This is a genomic window from Anaeropeptidivorans aminofermentans (assembly GCF_940670685.1).
GTDB classification, from domain to species: Bacteria; Bacillota; Clostridia; order Lachnospirales; family UBA5962; genus Anaeropeptidivorans; species Anaeropeptidivorans aminofermentans.
In genome coordinates, this window is sequence record NZ_OW711693.1 from 498826 (window position 1) to 520984 (window position 22159).

15 protein-coding genes are annotated in these 22159 nt (G+C 39.4%); 10 read left to right on the plus strand and 5 right to left on the minus strand.

Annotated elements, in window-relative coordinates; genetic code table 11:
- Positions 1-315 precede the first annotated feature (315 nt).
- The 5 genes from mfd to glmU form a co-directional block, all read right to left on the minus strand.
- Positions 316-3837, minus strand: coding sequence for a transcription-repair coupling factor (gene mfd, locus NBX03_RS01950; RefSeq protein ID WP_250229105.1), 3522 nt, complete (start codon positions 3835-3837; stop codon positions 316-318).
- Positions 3824-4465: an aminoacyl-tRNA hydrolase gene (pth, locus tag NBX03_RS01955; protein ID WP_250229106.1), complete on the minus strand. Its 642-nt coding sequence runs from the start codon at positions 4463-4465 to the stop codon at positions 3824-3826. The genes mfd and pth overlap by 14 nt, the downstream gene beginning before the upstream one ends.
- Before the next feature lie 668 nt (positions 4466-5133).
- Entirely contained in the window at positions 5134-5589 is a 456-nt protein-coding gene (gene tnpA / locus NBX03_RS01960; RefSeq protein WP_250227317.1) for an IS200/IS605 family transposase, read from the minus strand.
- 429 nt (positions 5590-6018) lie between these two features.
- Positions 6019-6975, minus strand: coding sequence for a ribose-phosphate diphosphokinase (locus NBX03_RS01965; RefSeq protein ID WP_250229107.1), 957 nt, complete (start codon positions 6973-6975; stop codon positions 6019-6021).
- A 200-nt stretch (positions 6976-7175) separates the two neighbouring features.
- Positions 7176-8525, minus strand: a complete 1350-nt coding sequence (glmU, locus tag NBX03_RS01970) for a bifunctional UDP-N-acetylglucosamine diphosphorylase/glucosamine-1-phosphate N-acetyltransferase GlmU (protein ID WP_330638439.1) — start codon at positions 8523-8525, stop codon at positions 7176-7178.
- 368 nt (positions 8526-8893) lie between these two features.
- On the opposite strand from glmU, the gene NBX03_RS01975 reads away from it, so the two are divergent.
- From NBX03_RS01975 to NBX03_RS02020, 10 genes are all read left to right on the plus strand, one after another.
- Entirely contained in the window at positions 8894-9961 is a 1068-nt protein-coding gene (locus NBX03_RS01975) for a YkvI family membrane protein (RefSeq protein ID WP_250229108.1), read from the plus strand.
- Between the two features lie 387 nt (positions 9962-10348).
- Positions 10349-11746 (plus strand): DUF5711 family protein, encoded by a 1398-nt coding sequence (locus NBX03_RS01980; RefSeq protein ID WP_250229109.1) that lies wholly within the window; start codon positions 10349-10351, stop codon positions 11744-11746.
- 60 nt (positions 11747-11806) lie between these two features.
- On the plus strand, positions 11807-12532 hold the full coding sequence (locus tag NBX03_RS01985; RefSeq protein ID WP_250229111.1) for a CvpA family protein: 726 nt from the start codon (positions 11807-11809) through the stop codon (positions 12530-12532).
- 146 nt (positions 12533-12678) lie between these two features.
- Positions 12679-13395, plus strand: coding sequence for a phosphoribosylaminoimidazolesuccinocarboxamide synthase (purC, locus tag NBX03_RS01990; protein ID WP_250229112.1), 717 nt, complete (start codon positions 12679-12681; stop codon positions 13393-13395).
- Between the two features lie 16 nt (positions 13396-13411).
- Positions 13412-14776 (plus strand): amidophosphoribosyltransferase, encoded by a 1365-nt coding sequence (purF, locus tag NBX03_RS01995; RefSeq protein WP_250229113.1) that lies wholly within the window; start codon positions 13412-13414, stop codon positions 14774-14776.
- A 313-nt stretch (positions 14777-15089) separates the two neighbouring features.
- Entirely contained in the window at positions 15090-16517 is a 1428-nt protein-coding gene (purB, locus tag NBX03_RS02000; protein ID WP_250229114.1) for an adenylosuccinate lyase, read from the plus strand.
- Between the two features lie 521 nt (positions 16518-17038).
- Positions 17039-17704: a hypothetical protein gene (locus NBX03_RS02005; RefSeq protein WP_250229115.1), complete on the plus strand. Its 666-nt coding sequence runs from the start codon at positions 17039-17041 to the stop codon at positions 17702-17704.
- A 181-nt stretch (positions 17705-17885) separates the two neighbouring features.
- The gene (gene alr / locus NBX03_RS02010; RefSeq protein WP_250229116.1) at positions 17886-19040 is read left to right on the plus strand and encodes an alanine racemase; all 1155 of its coding nucleotides are present in this window, start codon (positions 17886-17888) and stop codon (positions 19038-19040) included.
- 256 nt (positions 19041-19296) lie between these two features.
- Positions 19297-19641 carry a type II toxin-antitoxin system PemK/MazF family toxin gene (locus NBX03_RS02015; RefSeq protein WP_250229117.1) on the plus strand — a complete coding sequence of 115 codons (345 nt, stop codon included), beginning with the start codon at positions 19297-19299 and terminating at the stop codon, positions 19639-19641.
- A 1085-nt stretch (positions 19642-20726) separates the two neighbouring features.
- Complete coding sequence (locus NBX03_RS02020) at positions 20727-22040, plus strand: LCP family protein (RefSeq protein WP_250229118.1); 1314 nt, start codon at positions 20727-20729, stop codon at positions 22038-22040.
- Positions 22041-22159 lie beyond the last annotated feature (119 nt).

Here is a 22159-nt window from a genome sequence, read left to right on the forward strand (position 1 = left end):
AATATTAGCATAGAAAGGCTTAAGTTAAAAGCAAAAAACAAAGTCTGTTTCATTACAAAAAGATAACTTTTTATTAGGGTGTGTTCCCGCTAGTCTAAGCAAGCATCTAAAATGGCCCTATTACGCCGTACTATATCAGCGTTTCCTAGCAGACTCCTTCCGGTATGCGTCGTCAACAGGATACAAACGCATGAAGCGTTTGTATCTGTCCGGCTAGATACTGCCTATTTTATCTGCATGTTTATATAATGAGAACACGCCCTAGTATAGTACATATACGGTTTTTGCTGCCATTATTTCTTTTTTTTTACTTAACTACAGAAAGCTTTCCAGAAGCTTTCTTATTTTATCTAATGTATTGGAAGTAATTTCATCTCCGGCCTTATAGGTAATATAAGGGTTTGGCGCAACAGTAAACATAAGCCCTCTGTTTTTTGAAGCTGCCTGTGTAATTTTATCCGGGTCAGCCTTTGCATCATTTTTAAAGGTAATTACTATATTCTTGCCTTTTTGTATGATAGATATAACGCCGCATTTTTGAGCTGCCGCCTTTAAAAGAGCAATATCCAGAAGCTTTTGAACGGCGGAAGGAATGTTACCGTACCGGTCTTCGATTTCTTCCTGAATGTCGTAGAAATCCTCAAGGGTTTTAATCTGGGATATTTTCTTGTATATTTCAAGTTTCTGTTCGCTGTTTCTGATATAAGAAGCAGGAATATAGGCGGATATATTAATATCTATGGTGGTTTCAAATTCCTTTTCAACAACTTCTCCTTTAAGCTCTGATACGGCTTCCGCAAGAAGCTTACAGTAAAGGTCGTAGCCGATGGCGTCCATATGGCCGTGCTGCTGCTGGCCCAGAAGGTTTCCAGCGCCTCTGATTTCAAGGTCCCGCATGGCTATTTTAAAGCCTGAGCCGAATTCCGTAAAATCCCTTATGGTTTGAAGCCTTTTCTCGGCCTTTTCCTGAAGAACCTTATCTTTTCTGTACATGAGATAGCAGTAGGCTATTCTGGAAGAACGTCCTACGCGGCCTCTCAGCTGATAAAGCTGGGAAAGACCCATAGTGTCCGCATCGTGGATAATGATGGTGTTTACGTTTGAAATGTCAAGGCCTGTTTCTATGATAGTGGTGCATACGAGAACATTGATATTTCCGTCAATAAATTCAAGCATAATGGCTTCAAGCTCTTTTTCGCTCATTTGACCGTGGGCATAGCTTACGTTTGCCTCGGGAACAAGATTTTGTATCCTTGCGGCGATATCATGAATGCTTCTTACTCTGTTATAAAGATAATAAACCTGGCCGCCTCTTGAAAGCTCCCTATGAATTGCATCTTTCACAAGCTCAGGATTATATTCCATTACATAGGTTTGTACCGGCTTTCTTTCCTCCGGAGGCTCGTCAAGAACGCTCATATCCCTGATGCCTGTAAGGCTCATGTGGAGTGTCCTTGGAATAGGGGTAGCCGTGAGGGTCATAACGTCTACGTTTTCCTTCATTTTTTTGAGCTTTTCTTTATGGGCGACGCCGAAGCGCTGTTCTTCATCTACGATAATAAGGCCTAAATCCTTAAATTGAATATCCTTTGAAAGTATCCTGTGGGTGCCGATGACGATATCGGTACTGCCGTTTTTAAGATTGCTGAGCGTTTCCTTCAGCTGCTTCGGGGTTCTGAAACGGCTCATCATTTCCACCTGAACGGGAAAGTCCTGCATTCTCTGAACAAAGGTATTGTAATGCTGCTGGGCAAGAATCGTCGTGGGAACAAGGTAAGCCACCTGCTTTGAATCCTGGACGGCTTTAAATGCTGCCCTTATGGCAACCTCCGTCTTTCCGTAGCCTACGTCGCCGCATATGAGCCTATCCATAACCCTTTCGGATTCCATATCCCTTTTTGCGTCCTTGATGGCTAGAAGCTGGTCGTCTGTTTCTTCAAAGGGGAAATTATCTTCAAATTCCTTCTGCCATACGGAATCTTTGTTAAAAACATGGCCTGTTTTTGTTTCTCTTTTGGCATAGAGCTCCAAAAGGTCTTTCGCAAGTATTTCAACTGCGCCTTTGGCCCTAAGCTTTGTTTTGGCCCATTCGGCTCCTCCAAGCTTATGGATTTTAGGCTTTGCCGATTCTCCGCCGATATATTTCTGCACAAAGTCAAGCTGGTTTGCAGGGACATATAAGCATCCGCCGTCGGCATAGGTAAGCTTTAGATAATCTCTTTTTACATTGTCTGTAATAATATTTTCTATGCCGCTATAGATACCGATACCATGATTTTCATGAACCACATAGTCTCCAATTTTAAGGTCTGAAAGGCTTTCGATTTTCTGGCCTTTTTTATGTTTTTTAAATGTCCGTACTTTCTTTTTAGAGGAAAAAAGCTCCTTGTCGGAAAGGACGGCAAAGCGAATATCCGTATATTCAAAGCCTCTTAATATGCTCCCCGGTGCAAGAACTACCGTTTCAAGGCCTACTTCTATTTCGCTGAGGTCCTCATAATATTTTGCGCTGATATCGTTATTTAAAAATTCAAGGCATATTTTTTCTCCCCGGACCTTGTTTCCGCAGAGCATCAGTATGCGGTAGCCGTTGGATTTAAGATAGTTGATATCGTCCATGAGCAAATCTATGCGGTTTTGAAAGGAAGCGGAAAGCTTAACATTAAAATTCGCAATTTCTTTTATTTTAAAATCCTTTATGGTAACGGCTATGGAGCAGAAAAGCACTGTAAAGAAATCCGCGGATTTTTTAATGATTTCCTCATAGGAAAAGACCATATTTATTTGATTCGGGAGTAAATATCCCTTTAAAATACGGTTCTTTATGCTTTCTCCGAACTCCAGAAAAACATTTTCCACATGCTGGCGTATCCTTGGGGGTTCGTCAAAATAAATGTGGCTGTTTTTCGGCAGATAGTCGAGAAGGCTTATGCCATTTTCGTAAAAATACTGTATAAATCGGTCTGCACTTTGGCAGTTTTTATCTTCTTTCAGCCGTGAGAGCACTTCTCCTACAGCGTATTTAAGCTGTGCCGCTTCTTCGTAAAGGCCTTTCTTCTCATAATCCGAAAGAAATTTAAGATATTCTTTTTCTATGGAGGAAACGGCATTTTTCAGATGATCTTCGTCAAAAACCAGCTCTCTCATAGGGAATATGCGGATATTGTCAATTTTTTCTATGGACCGCTGGCTTCTGCTGTCCAAAAGCCGTATGCTGTCTATTTCGTCACCGAAAAATTCAAGCCTTAAGGCATTGTCGTATATGGTAGTAAAAATATCAACGATTCCGCCTCTGATGCTGAACTGGCCTTCTCCCTCTACTAAATCCCTGCGTTCATATCCGAGGGCCACAAGCTTTCTGGCAAGCAGAGAAACGGATATTTCGTCTCCTGTGCTGAGTTCTACTATAGAGCCCTTAAATATATCGGGCGGGCTTAGCTTATCCAAAAGAGCCTCAATAGAAAGAACGATAATTGGGTTATTCCCCAAGATAAGGGAATTTATGATATCAAAGCGCTGTTTCGTAATGGCAGAGCTTCTTACGTCGGCGGAATAAAAAACAATATCTTTTGCAGGATAAAAATAGATTTCCCGATTGTCTCTTAAAAATGCTTGTAAATCCTCAATAATTTCCTTTGCCCGAAGCTCGGAATAGGTAATTAGAAGAGCGGTATTTTCATTCAGCTCTCTTACACCGGCAATTAGATGGGCCTTTTGAGAATCGCTTACCCCTGTGGCAAGAACAGGGGAAGCATTTTTTATGTCCGATACAAGGCTAAAACCTTTCAGCTCCGAAAGGGGTTTTAAGGCTCCGTTTATAAATTTATTCGTCTTCACAGAAGACCTCCTTATTATTTGGGGAAGCTTTTTCCTGTGGCGGCTCCTCTTTTTCAGCTTTTTTCTTTTTCTTATTATATTTATTCATGGCGGCCTCTACGCCTTCTTTTAAAATAATTTCCAATGCGTCGGTTGCCTTTGTGATGCCTTCTATTATTTTATCCATATCTTTTCCGTGGAAACGGGATAAAACAAAAGCGGCAAGGTCCATTTCCTTAGGTTTTTGGCCGATACCAATGCGTATTCTTGTAATTTCGTCGGTTTCAAGCTGGTAAATAATATTTTTCATGCCCTTTTGACCGCCGGAGGTCCCGCCTTTTCGAATGCGTATTTCACCGACGTCAAGGTCTGTATCGTCAAATATGACAATGAGATTTTCGGGAGGAAGCTTATAGAAATGAAGTATATCTCTTACGGCTTCTCCGCTTAAATTCATGTAAGTCTGGGGCTTTACGAGAAGTATTTTTTTACCTCCGAAATGGCCTTCGCCTAAATGGGCGCGAAACTTTGCCCTATTGATATCTATATTATGATCATAGGCAAATTTATTTACCGCTTCAAAGCCGACATTATGCCGTGTTCCTTTATAATCTTTTTCAGGATTTCCAAGGCCTGCGATAACTATCATGTTTAACCTCTCTCTTTTACACTTAAATTAACGTGAGTTTGACGGAATAAAAATTCCATCGTTATGACTACTATGCATGCAAATTCGCAGAAGAATACCGCAATGCGTACACCTAAAGGTGTATTTAAAGCTTTATACGCATAAAACGTGAAAGGTCCTTCGGGCCTCCCTTGGTTTACCAAGGGGTCCGGCTTCGCCGAACTCACGTTAAATTATACTCAAATACCTTAAGCCCCGTTTTTTATACCGGGGCACTGAAATTTATATTTAATTATTTCTGCATCTAGGGTTCATAACTCTAGTATATCATAAAATCATGATAATTTATACATTGCAGGCTTTTTTGAAAAAATAAATTATAAAAACATAGTTTAAAGTAATAACAAACCCTATTTTTCATAAGAGACTTAAATATACAATTTTTATTACCATAATTAATTTTTACTATATAAAATATCAGAATTTAGGACTTTTTGTATCAAGGAACCTTCTTTTAGCAATCCGGACTTGAATATTCAAATCATGACCACCCTTAAAAGGGTGGTTTGAGCTAGGCCTGTAAGGCCTTGTTACCGGCCAGCATCTCAAGATGCTGGCTTTCACTTAAGTTCAAGCCCCTATGCCCTTGCCTCTTTTGCTTAGCCCTTAAGGGCTATTTGTATTACCAGCTAACCCCTAAAGGGGTCTTCATATTCTTTGACACTCAGCTTATCTAGAGCAATGTCATGTTGCTCTTGTTCTCTGATGTATTTCTGGATGGTAGCTTCGTTCAGTCCTACCGTACTGACATAATAGCCAACTGACCAAAAATGCCGATTCCCAAACTTGTACTTCAAATTTGCATGTCGATCGAAAATCATCAGGGCACTTTTCCCTTTTAGATATCCCATAAAACTTGAAATGCTGATCTTTGGTGGAATGCTCACTAACATATGCACATGATCTGGCATCAGGTGACCTTCGATCAGTTCTACGCCTTTGTAGCCGCATAACTCTCGAAGAATTTTCCCAATCGACTCTCGATATTGATTGAAGATGATTTTACGTCTATACTTTGGAGTGAACACAATGTGATATTTGCACATCCACTTTGTGTGGGACAAACTATTATGTTGGTTTGCCATTGAAACACCTTTCCTTTCTGCATAGTGGCTTGAACACTCACTATTCTATTGGAAAGGTGTTTCTTGTGGTAGAACCTTTTGGTCCTCTACCCGCATAGCGGGTAGTTTTTTGTTTCGCACGCTATGCGAGCTCAACTGGCTTAAGCCATAATAAAATCGCCAAAGGCACATTGTGCCTTTGACGCAGAGTGAAGACAAAAGAAGATTTCTTCCAATTATTTTAGTGCCGCAGGCTTTATTTGCAGGGGCGGCTTTAAAGGTCCTATACTTGAATAAATGCGAAACAGCAGCATTATCAATTTACTTTTTAACTTTAAACTACCCGAAGCGTAATATTCACTTGAGGATAAAAGCACATTAGCTATAGTGGGCCGCCTTCGCTTTTGAGAAAAAAATAGGTGTTGCAAAGTAAATTGCAACACCATTTTTTTAATCAAACATAACAGAAACGGCCTTGCCGTCATGGATACGGCATATAGCCTCTGCAAATACGTCTGCTACCGTAAGATATTTAATCTTATCAATAGAGCCGTGGCAGCTTTCGGCTATGGTATCAAGCATAACAAGTTCGGAAATAGGAGATTTTTCAAGTCTTTCAAGAGCGGGGCCGGAAAGCACGCCATGGGTACAGCAGGCAAATATTTCCGTAGCACCTTTATTCTTTAAAGCTACCGCGGCGTTTGTTATGGAACCGGCAGTATCTATCATATCGTCAAGAAGAAGGACTTTCCTTCCCGATACGTCTCCGATGATGTTCATAACTTCGCTTTCATTGGGCTTTGCGCGCCTTTTATCGATGATGGCAATGGGTACGTTTAATTTGTCTGCAAGGCTTCTTGCTCTGGCAACGCTTCCAAGGTCGGGAGATACGACAACCACATCGCTCATATCCTTAAACTTATCCATGTAATATTTTCTGAATTTAGGCATACCTACTAAATGGTCAAGGGGTATGTCAAAGAATCCCTGAATCTGAGCGCAGTGAAGGTCCATGGTTATAACCCTGTCGCAGCCGGCAGAAGTGATAAGGTTTGCTACAAGCTTTGCGCTGATTGGGTCTCTGGCTCTGCTTTTCCTATCTTGCCTCGCATAGCCGTAATAAGGGATAACGGCAGCTATTGTTCCGGCGGAAGCTCTTTTCATAGCGTCAATCATGATTAAAAGCTCCATTAAGTTCTCATTTACAGGCATTGATATAGGCTGAATAATGTAAACGTCTGCATTTCTGACGGACTCATTAATTTTAAGAGAAATTTCACCGTCGCTGAATCTGCCTACTTCTGATTTACCAAGCTCAACATTAAGTAAAGAGGCTATGCTTTTTGCAAGTTCAACATGAGCGTTGCCGCTAAAGATCTTAATATTTCCGCCATTGCCTAAGTTCATTTTAAAAAAACCTCCTAAGTAGTTTTATACATACGGGACTTGCCCGAGGGGTAATATTAAATTTACTTTCAATTTACATATATAAAAAGTAAATTCACAGCCGAATGTAAGACTATTACATAACGAAGCTTACAGGAGGCTTCGTTATAAAATAATGGGTATTTTGAAACCTTTAAAAGGCTTAAAATATATTCTTATTGTTACTTTTCCTTAAGCTTCCAGTCGAGTTTAAGCACCTGTCTTGCTCTTGCGATGGCAAGGGCATTATTTGGTACATCGTCTGTTATGGTGGAGCCTGCGGCAATATAAGCGCCTTCGTTTACTGTAACAGGGGAAAGCAAATTGCTGTTGCAGCCTATGAAGACGTTGTCTTTAATGATGGTTTTATATTTATGTTTGCCGTCGTAATTAACTACTACGGTTCCGCAGCCGAAATTAATGTTCTTGCCTACTTCGGCATCCCCTATGTAAGTAAGATGGGCGGCTTTCGTCCCGTCGCCTATGGTGGATTTTTTAATCTCTACAAAATCACCTATTTTAACATTATCTCCCAGTACGCAGTCAGGCCTTATATGGGAAAATGGGCCGATGCTAACGTGGTTTCCTATTTGTGAGTTCAGGATAATGCTCGACTGAATAGTACATTCATTTCCAATAACAGCGTCTTTAATACGTGAGTTTACGCCGATTTCACAATCTTTTCCTATGGCAGTATTGCCCTCTATCAGTACGCCCGGGTATATAATTGTATCTTCTCCTATTGTAACGTCAGGGCCTATGTAGGTATTATCTCTATCTATTATGGTAACGCCGTTAAGCATGTGTTTTTCATTGATTCTTTTCTGCATGATTTTTGTGGCTTCAAAAAGCTGAACTCTTGTATTGATGCCGTAGAAATCCTCAGCGGAATCTGCAACAAAGACACCTGCACTGTACTTTGCCTTCAAAAGAATTTCAAGGGTATCCGTAAGATAGTATTCCTTTTGGGCGTTATTGTTATCAAGCTTTGAAAGGGCATATTTAAGCTCCTTTGCTTTATAGCAGTACACGCCTGTGTTTATTTCTTTTACAATGGCTTCTTCAGGGCTTGCGTCCTTTTGCTCAACTATTTTCTTAAAAGTACCGTTTTCTCTTATAACCCTGCCGTAACCGTAAGGGTTTTCAACTATGGCAGAAGTCATTGTTACATGATATCCGCCTTCCTTATGGTAGTCATAGATGGCTTTAATGCATTCAGCAGTAATAAGCGGAATGTCCCCGTATAAAACGATAACGTCACCCTCGTCGTCAAGGTGGTCTGCGGCCATCATTGCGGCGTGTCCCGTTCCAAGTCTTTCGTTTTGCATGGCGTAGATAAGATCAGGAAAGGTGTCCTGAATCTGCTCTGAACAGCTCCCCACAACAGCTATAATTTCAGAAACATTTAAGCTTTTTAATACGTCTATTTCATAGCCGAGAATCGTCTTATCGAATATTTTATGTAAAACCTTATGGGTTTTGCTTTTCATTCGTGTTCCTTCGCCTGCGGCAAGTAAAACAGCTTTTAACATAGACAGCTTCCACCTCACACACTTTTTTCAATTATATTATATAATACTTTAAATTAATATGAAATATGTATTTTGACACAATAGAACAACAAATTACATTCTTATTTGTTTAATATTTTTGAATTTGCGAACATATTAATATTTATCCCTTATAATATAGAGACGTGAATAAGGAAATAATTTGTTAGTTTGGCACAAGGTTTCTGCTGGTTTTGAGATAAAGTATTGTATTTTTACAATTTATAGCAGCTAATTAAATATAGTCAATTGCTTTTATTCTGCTAAACAGCCATTTGAACCCTGCCTTATTTAAGCAAGCTGCTGTAAATTTTGTTAGAAGTTTTTAGAATTATCAGAAGGGGGATGTCATGAAGGACCAAATAAAGGCAGGAGTAAAAATTGCCGCGGTTTTTGCCTCTATTGTTCTGGGCGCCGGCTTTGCATCGGGGAAGGAAATTATAAGCTTTTTTGTTAACTACGGAATGGCGGGATATATGGGGCTTTTGCTTTCAGGAATCATATTTGCTGCGGCAGGTACTGCCGTAATGTGTACCTGTTTAAGAGAAAAAATGAAGGATTATAACAGGTATATGGAAAATGTTGCCGGAAATAAAATAGGCGGTTTTATGGAGGCGGTGCTGGGACTTTTTATGTTTGCTATATTTGCCGCCATGACCTCTGCCTTTGGGGCTTCCTTTGTAGAATCTTTTAATCTGCCTTTTACAGCAGGCATTATAGTTTCGGGGGTATTATGCCTTTTATGCTTTTTATACGGTATGGAAGGCATTATTAAGCTCAATGCTTTTTTATCCCCCCTTATGATCATAGGCTGTATATTCATAGGGCTTTTTACCTTTTTCTTTAAAGCCGAAGGCGCCGGAACCATCAGCACAAGCCCGGGAGAAGGGGGCCCATGGTATGCTTCTGCTATTATATATGCAAGCTATAATATTGTTACGGCAGTTACCATATTAAGCTCTCTTAAAGAAAATATAAAATCAAAAACCAGTGCCGTTATAGCAGGGGTTTTCGGAGGTTTTCTCATAGCTTTAATAGGCCTTTGCCTGGCCCTCACCTTAGATGTTCATAAGGAACTGATAAGCTTTTATGAAATTCCCCTTTTGGCTCTTGCCAAAACTTACGGAAAGACCATCGAAATACTTTTTCTCATCGTATTTATGACAGTTATATTTACATGTGCCGCGACAAACGGATATGCCGTAATCAGATGGTTTTCTACAAGGTTTCATTTAAAGGTCATGCCTGTAAGCATAGGGATTACCGTTCTTGCGTGTATATGCGCTTATGGAGGGTTCTCTAATTTTATAAATGTGGTTTATCCGGTTTTTGGAATCGTAGGTTTTTTAGAAATAATTTTAATTATGCGATATTTTATTAAGGGCAAGAAGACGGTTGTGCAAAAAAGAAAAAGATAGTATTATTACAAATATACAAATTCAATTTGAATTCTGCTAAACTTTTCCAAAAAAATTGGTTTAGTACAGCATTATGCCAAAGGGGAGCTTACCATTCCTCAGACGAAAATTGGCGATAAAAGCTTTAAAAAAATATGGAAGTATGCGGTAAATTTCATTAATATTAATTTAACGGGATTTTGACGGAGCTGAACTTCTTGCACAGCAAGGGAAAGTCCGCAGGAGCTTCCGCATTATGAGTATAAAACTCTAAGTACACCTTTAGGTGTACGCAATGCAGTGATTTTTGCTGATTTATACGAATATTATCTTAATTTCAATGAAGCTTCGGCATGAAACCATACGTATATAATTAAAGATGTTACCTAAGATAGAGAGGCACTATATATGAACGGATCGAAAAAAGGGCATGAAATGAGGGTTAAATCAATGATGGTTGCCCTTGGCCTTATTGTGCTTGCCGTATTTTTATATTTTAAATGGGGAATGAACGATTTAGGCGCCGGAAAAAACCTTTCCTATATGGGCTTTATTCCATTGGGGGAGGGCTTTCAATACGATTACGGAAAAACCCCGGATATATATTATTCCAATAAAGGCATTTTTTTAAGCACTCAAGACGGAGTAAAGCGCCTTGATACGGAAGGCGCTTTAAAGTGGGACTATCCTTTAAGCTTTAATTCACCGAGAATGCAGGGGGAAGGAGGCTATGTAATAATTTCTGAAAGCAAGGGCCTTGACGCCTATGTGTTTTCGGAAGAAGGGTTTCTTTATAAAATAGGTCTTGAAAATCCTTTATTAAGCTGCGGCATCAATAAAAAGGGACATGCCTTCGTCATAACCTCAACCGACACCGGAAGCTATACAGTAAATACATATAATGAAAAAGGCGCTCTTGTTTCTCAGGATTTAAAAGAAGACGAAGGGATATACCCTATCTCTGCGGACATATCCGATGACGGAAGAATATTAGCCGTAAGCGCATTAAGCACAAGAGGAATCAATATAAGCTCCGTAATATCCTTTTACTACATAAATTCTGCGGAAGCTGCAAGCTTTACCGACGGCCTTTTTGCCACAGCATCGGATTTCGATAATGAAATCGTATCAAAAATTAATTTCACCGACGGAAATAAGCTTATGTATTTAAGCGATCAATCTATAGGCGCTATAGAAACAGGAACAGATAATTACCTTAAAGAGCTATGGCGGGCAGAGCTTAAAAATGAAATAGAACGGTCTTCCTTTGTAAACGGCAGTATTTATGCCATCTCCATGGGAAAGGTCCTTAACAATAAAGACGGATACAAAGAAGGCACATTATTATACTACGATATTTTATCGGGAGAAATAAAGCTTCAATTGGAAACCGGCAGCAGTATTAACTATATGAGCGGCGGAAACGGCTCTCTTATAATATCCGGCGGGGCATCGGGAAAGGATTTCACTGCATTGAATGCCAAGGGGGATAAGCTTTGGGAGTACCGGGGAACTGCCGACAGCATGAAAATAATTATCCTTGATAAAACAGACAAAATAGCATGTACCACCCCTTTGAAGTTTGAGATAATGCAAAGAGGAAGGGTTTCTTCTTCCAATCCTTCTGATAACAAAGAAGAAGCATTGACAGAAGAAGAAATGAACTTCCTCCCCATAGAAGGCATAGATGAAAACAGCCCTTCGGAAACACCTGAAACGCCTTCGGAAGCGCCTGCTGAAACAGAAAGCGCTGAACCTTCCGGGGAAAACGCCGCTGTTCCTGAAAATAGCCCTGAAGCACCCTAGAAAGACGTTGAATTTTTTATTTTAATAATACTGTATTGATGCTTTGAACAGGAGAGTAAAATGATTATAGATAGTATTATCCAAATGAAAAGTATTAATTTTCTTGATATCATAGTGATTATCATCATGGCTTACTGCCTTATTTCAGGCTATATGAAGGGCCTTGTGAGAACGATTTTCGACCTTTTCTCCTATATCATAGCCCTTGCCGCCGCAAATAAGGCCTATCCTTATGTAAGTAAGCTCCTGCGCTATGAAAACGGGCCTTACGACAGAGTAAAAATAAGCATCATAGAGACTTTAAACCTCAGTGAAGTCATAGAAAAAAACATATCCCAAGGCTCGGAAAAAATAATAAACACCCTTCCTTTCCCGGATTTTATAAACAATAAGCTCATAGAAATGAATAATCCGGAAATATATAAGCTTCTGGGGGTTTCTACCCTTGAGGACTATATAGGGGGATATTTTGCTAATATATTCATTAATATCCTTGCGGGAATCATTGTATTTATTGTTGTTACTGTAGCGATGAAAGTCATCATATTTACAATGGATATTTTATGCAAGCTTCCCGTAATTAATAAATTCAATAAAACAGGGGGGCTTATTGCAGGCCTTTTCACAGGGGCGCTGTATATATGGATAGGGCTTATTATATATACCTTGTTTTTTATAAATCCCCAAAGCGGAAGCATCGATTTGCTTAAAAATTCTATAATCGCTATACATTTTTACGAAAACAACCTTCTTTTTAAATTTCTTCTAAAAATATTGACAGGCTGATAATTGTGTGAAAAAGCATTTTTGCTTTTTCACACAATTTTTATGTAGTTCGACAAAAATATTTTTTAACTAACAGATTTTATGATATAATCAGCCTATATAGGCTCCTTAAATATATATTTAAAAAATCAAAGGTGGGATACTTGATGAAAAAGCTCGAAATGCTTTATTCCGGAAAGGCAAAAATGGTATTTAAAACCGACGACCCTGACGTATACGTAATTGAGTACAGAGACGACGCCACGGCATTTAACGGCCAGAAGAAAGGCTCCTATGAAAATAAGGGCATTTTAAACAACAAAATAGCCAATATTATTTTTAAAGAAATTGAAAAGCACAATGTACCCACTCATCTCATAGAAGAAATTTCAGACAGGGAAACCGTCGTTAAAAAAGTCGAAATCATACCTCTTGAAGTCATCATAAGAAACGTTGCCGCCGGCAGTTTTTCAAAAAGATATGGGGTTCCTGAGGGAACAGCCCTTAAATGCACCATTCTGGAATTCAGCTATAAAAATGACGAGCTTAACGACCCCCTAATAAACGATTATCATGCCATGGCCCTTTCCATTGCCACAAGAGAAGAGCTTGATGAAATAAGTGAAATGGCCTTTAAAATAAACGAAATCATTACGGAAATATTTAAAAAGATAAATTTAAGGCTCATTGATTTTAAAATAGAATTCGGTAAAACAAGCGATGGCAAAATCATACTTGCAGATGAAATATCTCCCGATACCTGCAGGCTTTGGGAGATCGGCACAGATGAAAAAATGGATAAAGACAGATTCAGAAGAGACATGGGAGGCTTTATGGAGGCCTATAACGAGGTTTACAAAAGGCTCTCCGAAACTGCTTTTTAATCGCTAGGAGGACAAAATGGATAAGCTACATGAAGAATGCGGTGTTTTCGGAATTTTCGATATGACAAGAGACGATGTGGCCCAGACTGCTTATTACGGCCTTGTGTCATTGCAGCACAGAGGGCAGGAAAGCTGCGGAATCGCCGTAAACAAAGACAGAGACATTTATCATTACAAGGATTTGGGTCTTGTAAACGATGTTTTTAACAATAAAATACTGGATTCCCTACAGGGGAACATGGCAGTAGGCCACGTAAGATACGGAACCACGGGAGGAAAGGGCAGAGAAAACGCCCAGCCCTTGGTTTTAAGATATTTAAAGGGAAACCTTGCCATTGTCCATAACGGAAATTTAAGAAATACAGACGAGCTTAAAACAGAATATGAGAGAACAGGCGCTATTTATCAGACTACTTCTGATACAGAAATCGTAGCCTACACCATAGCAAGACAGAGAGCTCAGAGCAAAAGCATAGAAGAAGCCATAGAGCGTTCCATGTCTATCCTGAAAGGGGCTTATTCCCTTATCGTTATGAGCCCTCAGAAACTGATAGCCGCCAAGGACCCATGGGGCTTCAGGCCCCTTTGCATGGGAAAGCTGAATGACGGCTATGTATTTGCATCGGAAAGCTGCGCCTTTGATGCCATCGGAGCAGAATATATCAGAGAGCTTGAACCGGGAGAAATCGTTATAGCCGATAAAAACGGCATAAGGGAAATTAAAGCTGCCTGCGGAAGAGAAAAGGAAAAGCTTTGTATATTTGAATATATTTATTTTTCAAGGCCCGACAGTAAAATCGGCGGCCAGCTTGTTTACGAATCCAGAAAGCTTGCAGGAAGGATTCTCGCAAAAGAACACCCGGTAGAAGCGGATATCGTTTTCGGCGTTCCCGATTCGGGGGTTGCATCCGGTATGGGTTACAGCGTAGAATCCGGCATTCCCTATGAAGACGGTTTTGTAAAGAGCAGATATATCGGCAGAACCTTTATAAAGCCCAATCAGATTGACAGGGAAATCGGCGTTCGAATGAAGCTGAACCCCCTTAAAACTAATATTGAAGGCAAAAGGGTCGTTATGGTAGACGACTCTATTGTCAGAGGGACAACCTGCGCCATTATCGTAAAGCTTTTAAGAAAAGCCGGTGCAAAAGAAGTCCATGTGCGTATTTCTTCGCCGCCTTTCTTATGGCCCTGCTATTTCGGAACAGATATTCCTTCAAGAGATGCACTGATTGCCAATAAGCTTTCCCTTGAGGAAATAAGAAAGTTCATAGATGCCGACAGCCTTGGGTATTTAAGCATTGAAAATTTGAATGCCATCGTGCCCAATTCCGACAGAACCTTCTGCAACGCATGCTTTACCGGAGATTACGCCATATAGTAAATTTTAAGCTTATCTAGTGAATAAAGATAAAAACATCTTTATTCACTAGAAGGAAATACTATTTAAAACCTATTTACAAGATAACTTTTGTATAGCTTTTGAAGTTCGCCTAGGGCGAGTTGACATGAATCTAAGCAAGCATCTAGAATAATATATTATTACGCCATACTTTGTTAGCGTTTTCTAGTGTTGTCAACGCTTCCGCGTCTGGCTAAATACGGCTTATTTTATCAGCATATTTATATAGTGTGAACACGCCTTAATATAAATTATATTAAATAATGGTTTTAATAAAATTCGGAGGAGAAAAATGGATAAATATCAATCCCCCTTTAATACCCGTTACGCCAGCAAGGAAATGTCCTTTTTATTTTCAGAGGATATGAAGTTTAAAACATGGAGAAAGCTTTGGATTGCCCTTGCGGAAGCCGAAAAGGACCTTGGCCTTAATATTGCCGACGAGCAGATTGAAGATTTAAAGAAGTTTGCCGACAATATTAATTACGAGGACGCGGTGGAAAGAGAAAAAGTTGTCCGCCATGACGTTATGAGCCATATTTACGCCTACGGCCTTCAGGCTGAAAAGGCAAAGCCCATCATTCACCTTGGGGCCACCAGCTGCTACGTTACGGACAATACGGATATTATTATTATGAGAGAAGCGCTTTTACTTACCTGCCGGAAGCTTGCTTCCGTAATCAATAAGCTTAAAGACTTCGCTCTTCAATATAAAGACATGCCTACCTTGGGCTTTACCCATTTTCAGCCTGCCCAGCTTACCACCGTAGGCAAAAGGGCAACCTTATGGATACAGGAATTTATCATGGACCTTTCCGAAGCGGAGCATATCGTTGAAAATATGGTGCTTCTTGGCTCCAAAGGCACAACAGGAACCCAGGCAAGCTTTATGGAGCTTTTCGATAACGACAGCGCTAAGGTTAAAGAGCTTGATGCCCTTATCGCCAAGAAGCTTGAATTTAAAGGGGTATTCCCCGTGAGCGGCCAGACTTACCCCAGAAAGCTTGATTCTATTGTTTTAAATGTTCTTTCCTTAATCGCCCAGAGTGCCCATAAGTTTTCCAATGATATCAGGCTTTTACAGCATTTGAAAGAGATTGAAGAGCCTTTTGAAAAAGAGCAGATTGGTTCTTCCGCCATGGCCTATAAAAGAAATCCCATGCGCTGTGAAAGAATTACCGGCCTTTCCCGTTTTGTCATAGCAAATGCCCAGAATGGGGCCATGACGGCGGCGGAACAGTGGTTTGAAAGAACCCTTGACGATTCTTCCAACAAAAGGCTTGCAGTGTCCGAATGCTTCCTTGCCATAGATTCTATTTTAGGCATACTCCTTAACGTAACAGGAGGCCTTGTGGTATATCCTAAAATTATAAACAAGCATATTATGGAGGAGCTTCCCTTTATGGCCACGGAAAACATTATTATGCAGGCCGTAAAAAAAGGCGGAGACAGGCAGGAGCTTCACGAAAGCATCAGAAAGCATTCTATGGACGCAGGCAGAAATGTGAAAGAAGAAGGCGGGCAAAACGACCTGATTGAAAGAGTATTAAAAGACCCTCAGTTTAAGCTTGACGAAGAAGCCTTGATGGCCGCCCTTACCCCCTCCCATTATGTGGGAAGGGCACCGGAGCAGACGGAAGAATATATTAACGATTACGTAAACAAGGCAATTGAAAAATATCAGGGGCTTTTTTTAGAAGACGAAAAGCTTAGGGTATAGTAAATTTAAAGTTAAACAGTAGCAAAGCCGTATATGAACACAGGCTCAAAAATGTACCGTTTCCGAAGGAAAACCGTATTTTTGAGCCTAGTGGGAGTAGGCTTTTGCTACTTCTTTATATAAAATTTACTATATAATAAGATTTTAAAGTAAATTTTACTCAAGGATGTAATAAAAGTCTATTTTTCATAAACAGCTTAAACATATAAAATCCCTATATTTAAGCCATTCAAAACATACGATTTTTATTACTGTTTAATTTGAAATTTACTATAAATGTGAAGGGCAGAGGAGAGATTGATGATTTCTTACTCTGCCTGAAATTTTATGAATCTTATTCACAGTACAATACTAAATTATTAAATTGCAAGTTTTCTCGCTTTTATTTCCTGTGGTATCACAGTCCTTTATCATAACTAAAACATCTGTCTTAAACAAAACCAACATAAAAAACCCTGTACGAAAGTATACTATTATAAGACTTTATTGAAGGGTCTAAAAATGTTCGGAGGTATTTTGTTATGAGAAGATTATTGAAAGCCTTAAGACCCGCAGTAATATTTACAACATTATTTCTTTGCGGGTGCAGTGTTTTTTCAGGAGGCAATGAGGTGTCTACTGATGCCTCTACATATGAAAAGGTCCAGAATAAGCTCATCAACATGAAAAGCTTTGAGACAGATGCTACAGTAAGGTACATATCAAACAGAAACGAAATAGAGTATGATACCCACCAAGTGGGAAGAAGCACCGGGGAGTACAGAATAGAGCTTACCGCTCCCGAGGACGCTGCCGGCAGCGTAACCATATTTGACGGGGAAACCATTTATCAGTTTAATCCCCGCTTAAGCTCCGAAATAGCTGTTGGTGTACCCGAAACTCCTGAAAGATCGGAAATATTGATTACAAGCTTTATAAAAAATTATCTTGCAAGCCAGGAAGTATCCGTAAGTGCCGCAAATATTGACGAAGGAACAGCCACCATCCTTGAAGCCCAGATACCCGGTGACCACCCTTATATGACCACGGAAAAGCTCTGGGTTGACAATAAGACCTTGAAGCCTTTAAAGCTTGTGGTTTATGACCCCGACGGCGTGGAAAGGCTTGTAGTAACCTTTCGGAATTTTGAATATGACGTAGAGCTTGACGACAGTCTTTTTACAATACCTAATTTACAAGAGCAATAAAACCGGAGTAAAATATAGTAAATAAACCTAAAAGCAGGCTATTTTACTACAGACAAAAGAAATAAATCTTTTAAAGCAATTTATTAAGCAACCGGCTATTTTTGCGGATTGCTGTAAAGTGTGTGAACTTAAGAAGTTCCGGTGCTATTTAATTAAATTGCGATATATTGGAGGCTTTAATTTGCTAAAAAACCAAAGAGTGTGGGCGGAGGTCGATTTAGACAGAATAGCCCATAATACAAGAATAATCAAAGAGCTTTCACAAAAGGCAGAGCTTATGGCTATCGTAAAAGCCGACGGATACGGCCACGGGGCCCTTGAGGTTTCAAAGGTCATGCTCTTTAGCGGGGCGGAAAGCCTTGGGGTAGCCATACTGGAAGAAGGAATAGACCTTCGGAAAAATAATATCTGCGAACCTATCCTTATTTTAGGCTATACCCCGGAAAATAAGCTTTCTCAAACGATAAACTACGATTTGATACAGACTGTATTTCATAAAGAAATGGCGAAGAAGCTTTCGGAAGAAGCCGTAAGGCTTCATAAGCTTTCCCAAATCCATATCAAGCTGGATACGGGTATGGGAAGGCTTGGCTTTCTTCCGTCGGAAAAGTCCATAGATGAAATCATGGAAATATCCAAGCTGCCAAACATAAAGCTTATGGGAATCTATACCCATTTGGCAGACTCTGATTCAAAGGAAAGGGAGTTTACCGAAACCCAGTATAAAATATTTAAGGATTTTAACGATGCCCTTTATGAAAGAGGGGTTAAAGGCCTTAAAAGGCATATCTCAAATTCAGGGGGCATTGCCCAGTATCCCCATATGGGCATGGATATGGTAAGGTCCGGTATTCTTCTTTATGGCATTGCCCCTTCCTTTGATGTAAACGTAAAGGAATTGGGCCTTTTGCCTGCTATGAGCTTTAAAACAAAAGTAAGCTATATAAAGGAGCTTGAACAAGGCGTAAGCATAAGCTATTCGAGAACTTATTTCACAAGCAGAAAAACAACTGTTGCAACGGTTCCGGTAGGCTATGCCGACGGCTACAGCAGGCTTCTTTCAAATAAAGCAAAAGTGATAATAAACGGCGCTTATGCCCCTGTTATCGGTAATATCTGCATGGACCAGTTTATGATAGACGTAACGGATATTGACGGAGTAACGGAAGGCACTGAAATTGTGCTTATGGGAGAAGAGAAGGGTTTAGAAATAACTGCTGAGGATATTGCCCGTATAGAAGGGAAAATAAGCTATGAGGTCCTTTGCTGTATCGGCAAGAGAGTACCCAGGATATATAAGAAAAACGGCCGGGAGATAAAAATGGTAAACCTGTAAAAGCAATGTATAGGGCGGGCCCATTTGGAAATACTATATTTATAATTTAGTTTAGGGCTAAATTAAATATTATTGTATTTGGACATGGGAAGAAATGTTTAATATCAAAGCAGGCCCACCTTTTTAAAAACTACATATGGCGGGAATAAGCTGCGTATACTATCTGAATTTTAATAGGCCTGTCGGCTTCTTAATCTTTATTTAGTATGAATGCGTATTAAATGAACCTTTGTCTTAATCTTACGGAGTGGTTACAGTGTTAGTTAAACGAGGTGACGTTTTTTATGCGGATTTAAGCCCTGTAGTAGGCTCTGAGCAGGGCGGCATACGGCCGGTCCTTATTATTCAAAACGATGTGGGAAACAGATACAGCCCGACAATCATATGCGCTGCCATAACCAGCCAGATTAATAAGGCGAAGCTTCCCACCCATATTGAGATAGATTGCGTTCAGGCTCTTTTGGTAAAGGATTCGGTAGTGCTCTTAGAGCAGGTAAGAACCATCGATAAAAAAAGGCTTAGGGAAAAAATATGCCGGCTAAACGACGAACTTATGAAAAAGGTTGATAAAGCGCTGATGATAAGCTTTGGTTTGAAATAATACATAAAAGCAGCGGGTATATGGCATACAGACCTTTAACATGAGTAAAGCCGGAAATCCTCATATTTGCTGCCATATAGTAAATCAGTTTTTGCGAAAGCTTAGAATTCAAGTAAGGGTTTGTTACTTCTTTATAAAATTTACTATATAGGCTTTATTTCGGCTATGTAATTTTAAGAAAGGTCGAAGCATATCTAAAAATACGATTTTTTGGCGGAGAGCCTTAAAATCGTATTTTTATTTTTATATATCAGGAGATGTTTCCGCAAATCTAAACAGGCATCTGAAAGGCGTTATTATGCCATGCTTTATCCGCGTCTCTTGGCAGCCCTATTGCTATCCTGCATTATATGAATAAGCAGTAAATACGTTTTGACCAGTATTTAGTTCTGAACATAATTATAGCAAAACAATGAATTAGCGTAACAAAAACCGTATATTTTGAATGGCTTAAAATAGAGATTCTATAGTTTAAGCCGTTTATAAAAAATAGGTTTTTGTTCCTGCCTTAATCTTGTTTTGCTATAAATTATATATTTAGCTGAATGCCGCTTCTTTTATGTGCTTACTTATATAGTGGGAACACATCTAAGAATAAATTACAAATATTTAATTATTTATCTCAATTATTGTAAAGAAAAGAAATATTTGTTATACTTTTAAAAACTTTGTATGTTCCTTGTAAATAATTTACTTTTATGTGAATAAGGCGGCTTTAAGAATAAAAGTAAGCCGAGGGGATATTTTATACTTAATGAACTAAAAAATGGGGCAAGTGTAAGAGTACAAATCACTTTGCTTTATTGTGTCGTAAGCATAAGTTCTGCTGATGCATTTTCTTTCAGAAAATGTATTCGTGACGGAATTCAGACAAAGCCTGAACTTAGGTATAGTATATGAATAAATTTGTTTTCAGTTTTGTGAACAATAATATTAAATTCAGTATCTATTAAACTTCAAAATACTTTTTTATTTTGAAGTTTAATAATGTTTTAATGGAGATTTGAAATTACGGTGATACTTAAAAGCTATAATAAAACGATTGCCGTGACAAAGGGACTATAAGAGCGGGAGTGAAAAATAAAATGGCTAAAATGAGCAGGCAGAAGAATGGCTCTAAAAATTTTATGAAAAAATATTTTATTATTGTTGCATCGATAGTAGGGGTCTTTATCCTGATATCAAGCATAGGTCTTTACGCTTTTTCCAAGTTTTCAAAGCCGGCGTCAAAGCCTGTGGACTATACGAAAATCGATTCAAATAATGATAAGAATAATGAAAGCTCCGATAAAAGCGGTCTTTTGGACAATCTTCTTCCGCCGGCAAAAACCAATGTGCTTCTTTTGGGAACGGACAAAAGCAAGCATCTTTCAGACGTTATTATTGTAGGCTCCTTCGATAGGGATACGGCCTCCATTAACCTTATCAATGTGCCGAGAGATACCTATTGCTCTGTTCTTCCTGAGATAAAGACAGAAGTTAAAGAAAAAGCAGGCAAGTCAATTCCGTCGGAGGTTAAAATGACGGATCTGCACTCCTGGGCAGGAAGGGAAATGGGCCCATGGGCAGTAAAAACTCAGATTGAAAGCTATATGGGTATCGCCATCGATTATACTGTAAGAATCGATTTAGAGGCATTTAAAAAAATTGTAGACCTTTTAGGCCCTGTTACAATGGAAATTCCTGAAGGGGGCCTTTCCTACTGGGACCCTGAGCAGGACCTTACCATTAATGTGCCGGGGGGCGTTCAAGAGCTTGACGGAGAAATGGCCGAAGGGGTCGTAAGATACAGGGCGACCTATAGAATGGGCGACCTTCAAAGAATAGAGGTCCAGCAGGAATTTATGAAATGCTTTTTTGAACAGGCCCTTAAAAAGGAAAATTTAATCAGCAATGCTCCCGGGCTTTTTTCAGCCGTATATGAATACGTTGAAACAGATTTCAAGCTTTCGGATATGTATAAATACATAACGTATATCCCCAAGCTTTCTCCAAGTAAGTTCGATATGACTACTTTGCCCGGTGAGCCGAGAGACGTTTATTATAACAACAACGAAGACAAGATTTCCTATTATTTCTATGACCCTGTCGAGACAGCAAAGCTCGTTGACGAAGTATTTTACAGCAAACCTTCTGAAATAAAATCAAAAATACAGATATTTAACGCCGGAATGGATAAAGAAAAAACCGACGCCATCATAAAGAATCTTACAGAAGCCGGCTTTATCGTGACTTTAAGTGAAACCTATGAAGAGGAGAAGCCTGAGGAAAGCATTATCATAACCGATGATGAGGATTTAGGCGAAAAGCTTAAGGAATATGTAAAGGATGTTAAGATTGAAAGCGGCAAAGAAATTGATGAAGAATATGACGCAGTCATTGTATTTGCCGAAGGATAGCAGGCATTCGCGCAGGGTGAGCGGCGAGCATTTATAGACAATTTATAAAATATTTGTTATAGTATTATATATAGTCAATTTACTTTTATTCCTTCATAAATATTTGGCAGGGGAAGGCT

What these genes read in the sequence shown, in the direction of transcription:
- pth (WP_250229106.1), bottom strand. Translation starts at nt 4,465, where the DNA reads ATGATAGTTATCGCAGGCCTTGGAAATCCTGAAAAAGATTATAAAGGA.
- tnpA (WP_250227317.1), bottom strand. Translation starts at nt 5,589, where the DNA reads ATGGCAAACCAACATAATAGTTTGTCCCACACAAAGTGGATGTGCAAA.
- NBX03_RS01965 (WP_250229107.1), bottom strand. Translation starts at nt 6,975, where the DNA reads ATGAACTTAGGCAATGGCGGAAATATTAAGATCTTTAGCGGCAACGCT.
- glmU (WP_330638439.1), bottom strand. Translation starts at nt 8,525, where the DNA reads ATGTTAAAAGCTGTTTTACTTGCCGCAGGCGAAGGAACACGAATGAAA.
- NBX03_RS01975 (WP_250229108.1), top strand. Translation starts at nt 8,894, where the DNA reads ATGAAGGACCAAATAAAGGCAGGAGTAAAAATTGCCGCGGTTTTTGCC.
- NBX03_RS01980 (WP_250229109.1), top strand. Translation starts at nt 10,349, where the DNA reads ATGAACGGATCGAAAAAAGGGCATGAAATGAGGGTTAAATCAATGATG.
- NBX03_RS01985 (WP_250229111.1), top strand. Translation starts at nt 11,807, where the DNA reads ATGATTATAGATAGTATTATCCAAATGAAAAGTATTAATTTTCTTGAT.
- purC (WP_250229112.1), top strand. Translation starts at nt 12,679, where the DNA reads ATGAAAAAGCTCGAAATGCTTTATTCCGGAAAGGCAAAAATGGTATTT.
- purF (WP_250229113.1), top strand. Translation starts at nt 13,412, where the DNA reads ATGGATAAGCTACATGAAGAATGCGGTGTTTTCGGAATTTTCGATATG.
- purB (WP_250229114.1), top strand. Translation starts at nt 15,090, where the DNA reads ATGGATAAATATCAATCCCCCTTTAATACCCGTTACGCCAGCAAGGAA.
- NBX03_RS02005 (WP_250229115.1), top strand. Translation starts at nt 17,039, where the DNA reads ATGAGAAGATTATTGAAAGCCTTAAGACCCGCAGTAATATTTACAACA.
- NBX03_RS02020 (WP_250229118.1), top strand. Translation starts at nt 20,727, where the DNA reads ATGGCTAAAATGAGCAGGCAGAAGAATGGCTCTAAAAATTTTATGAAA.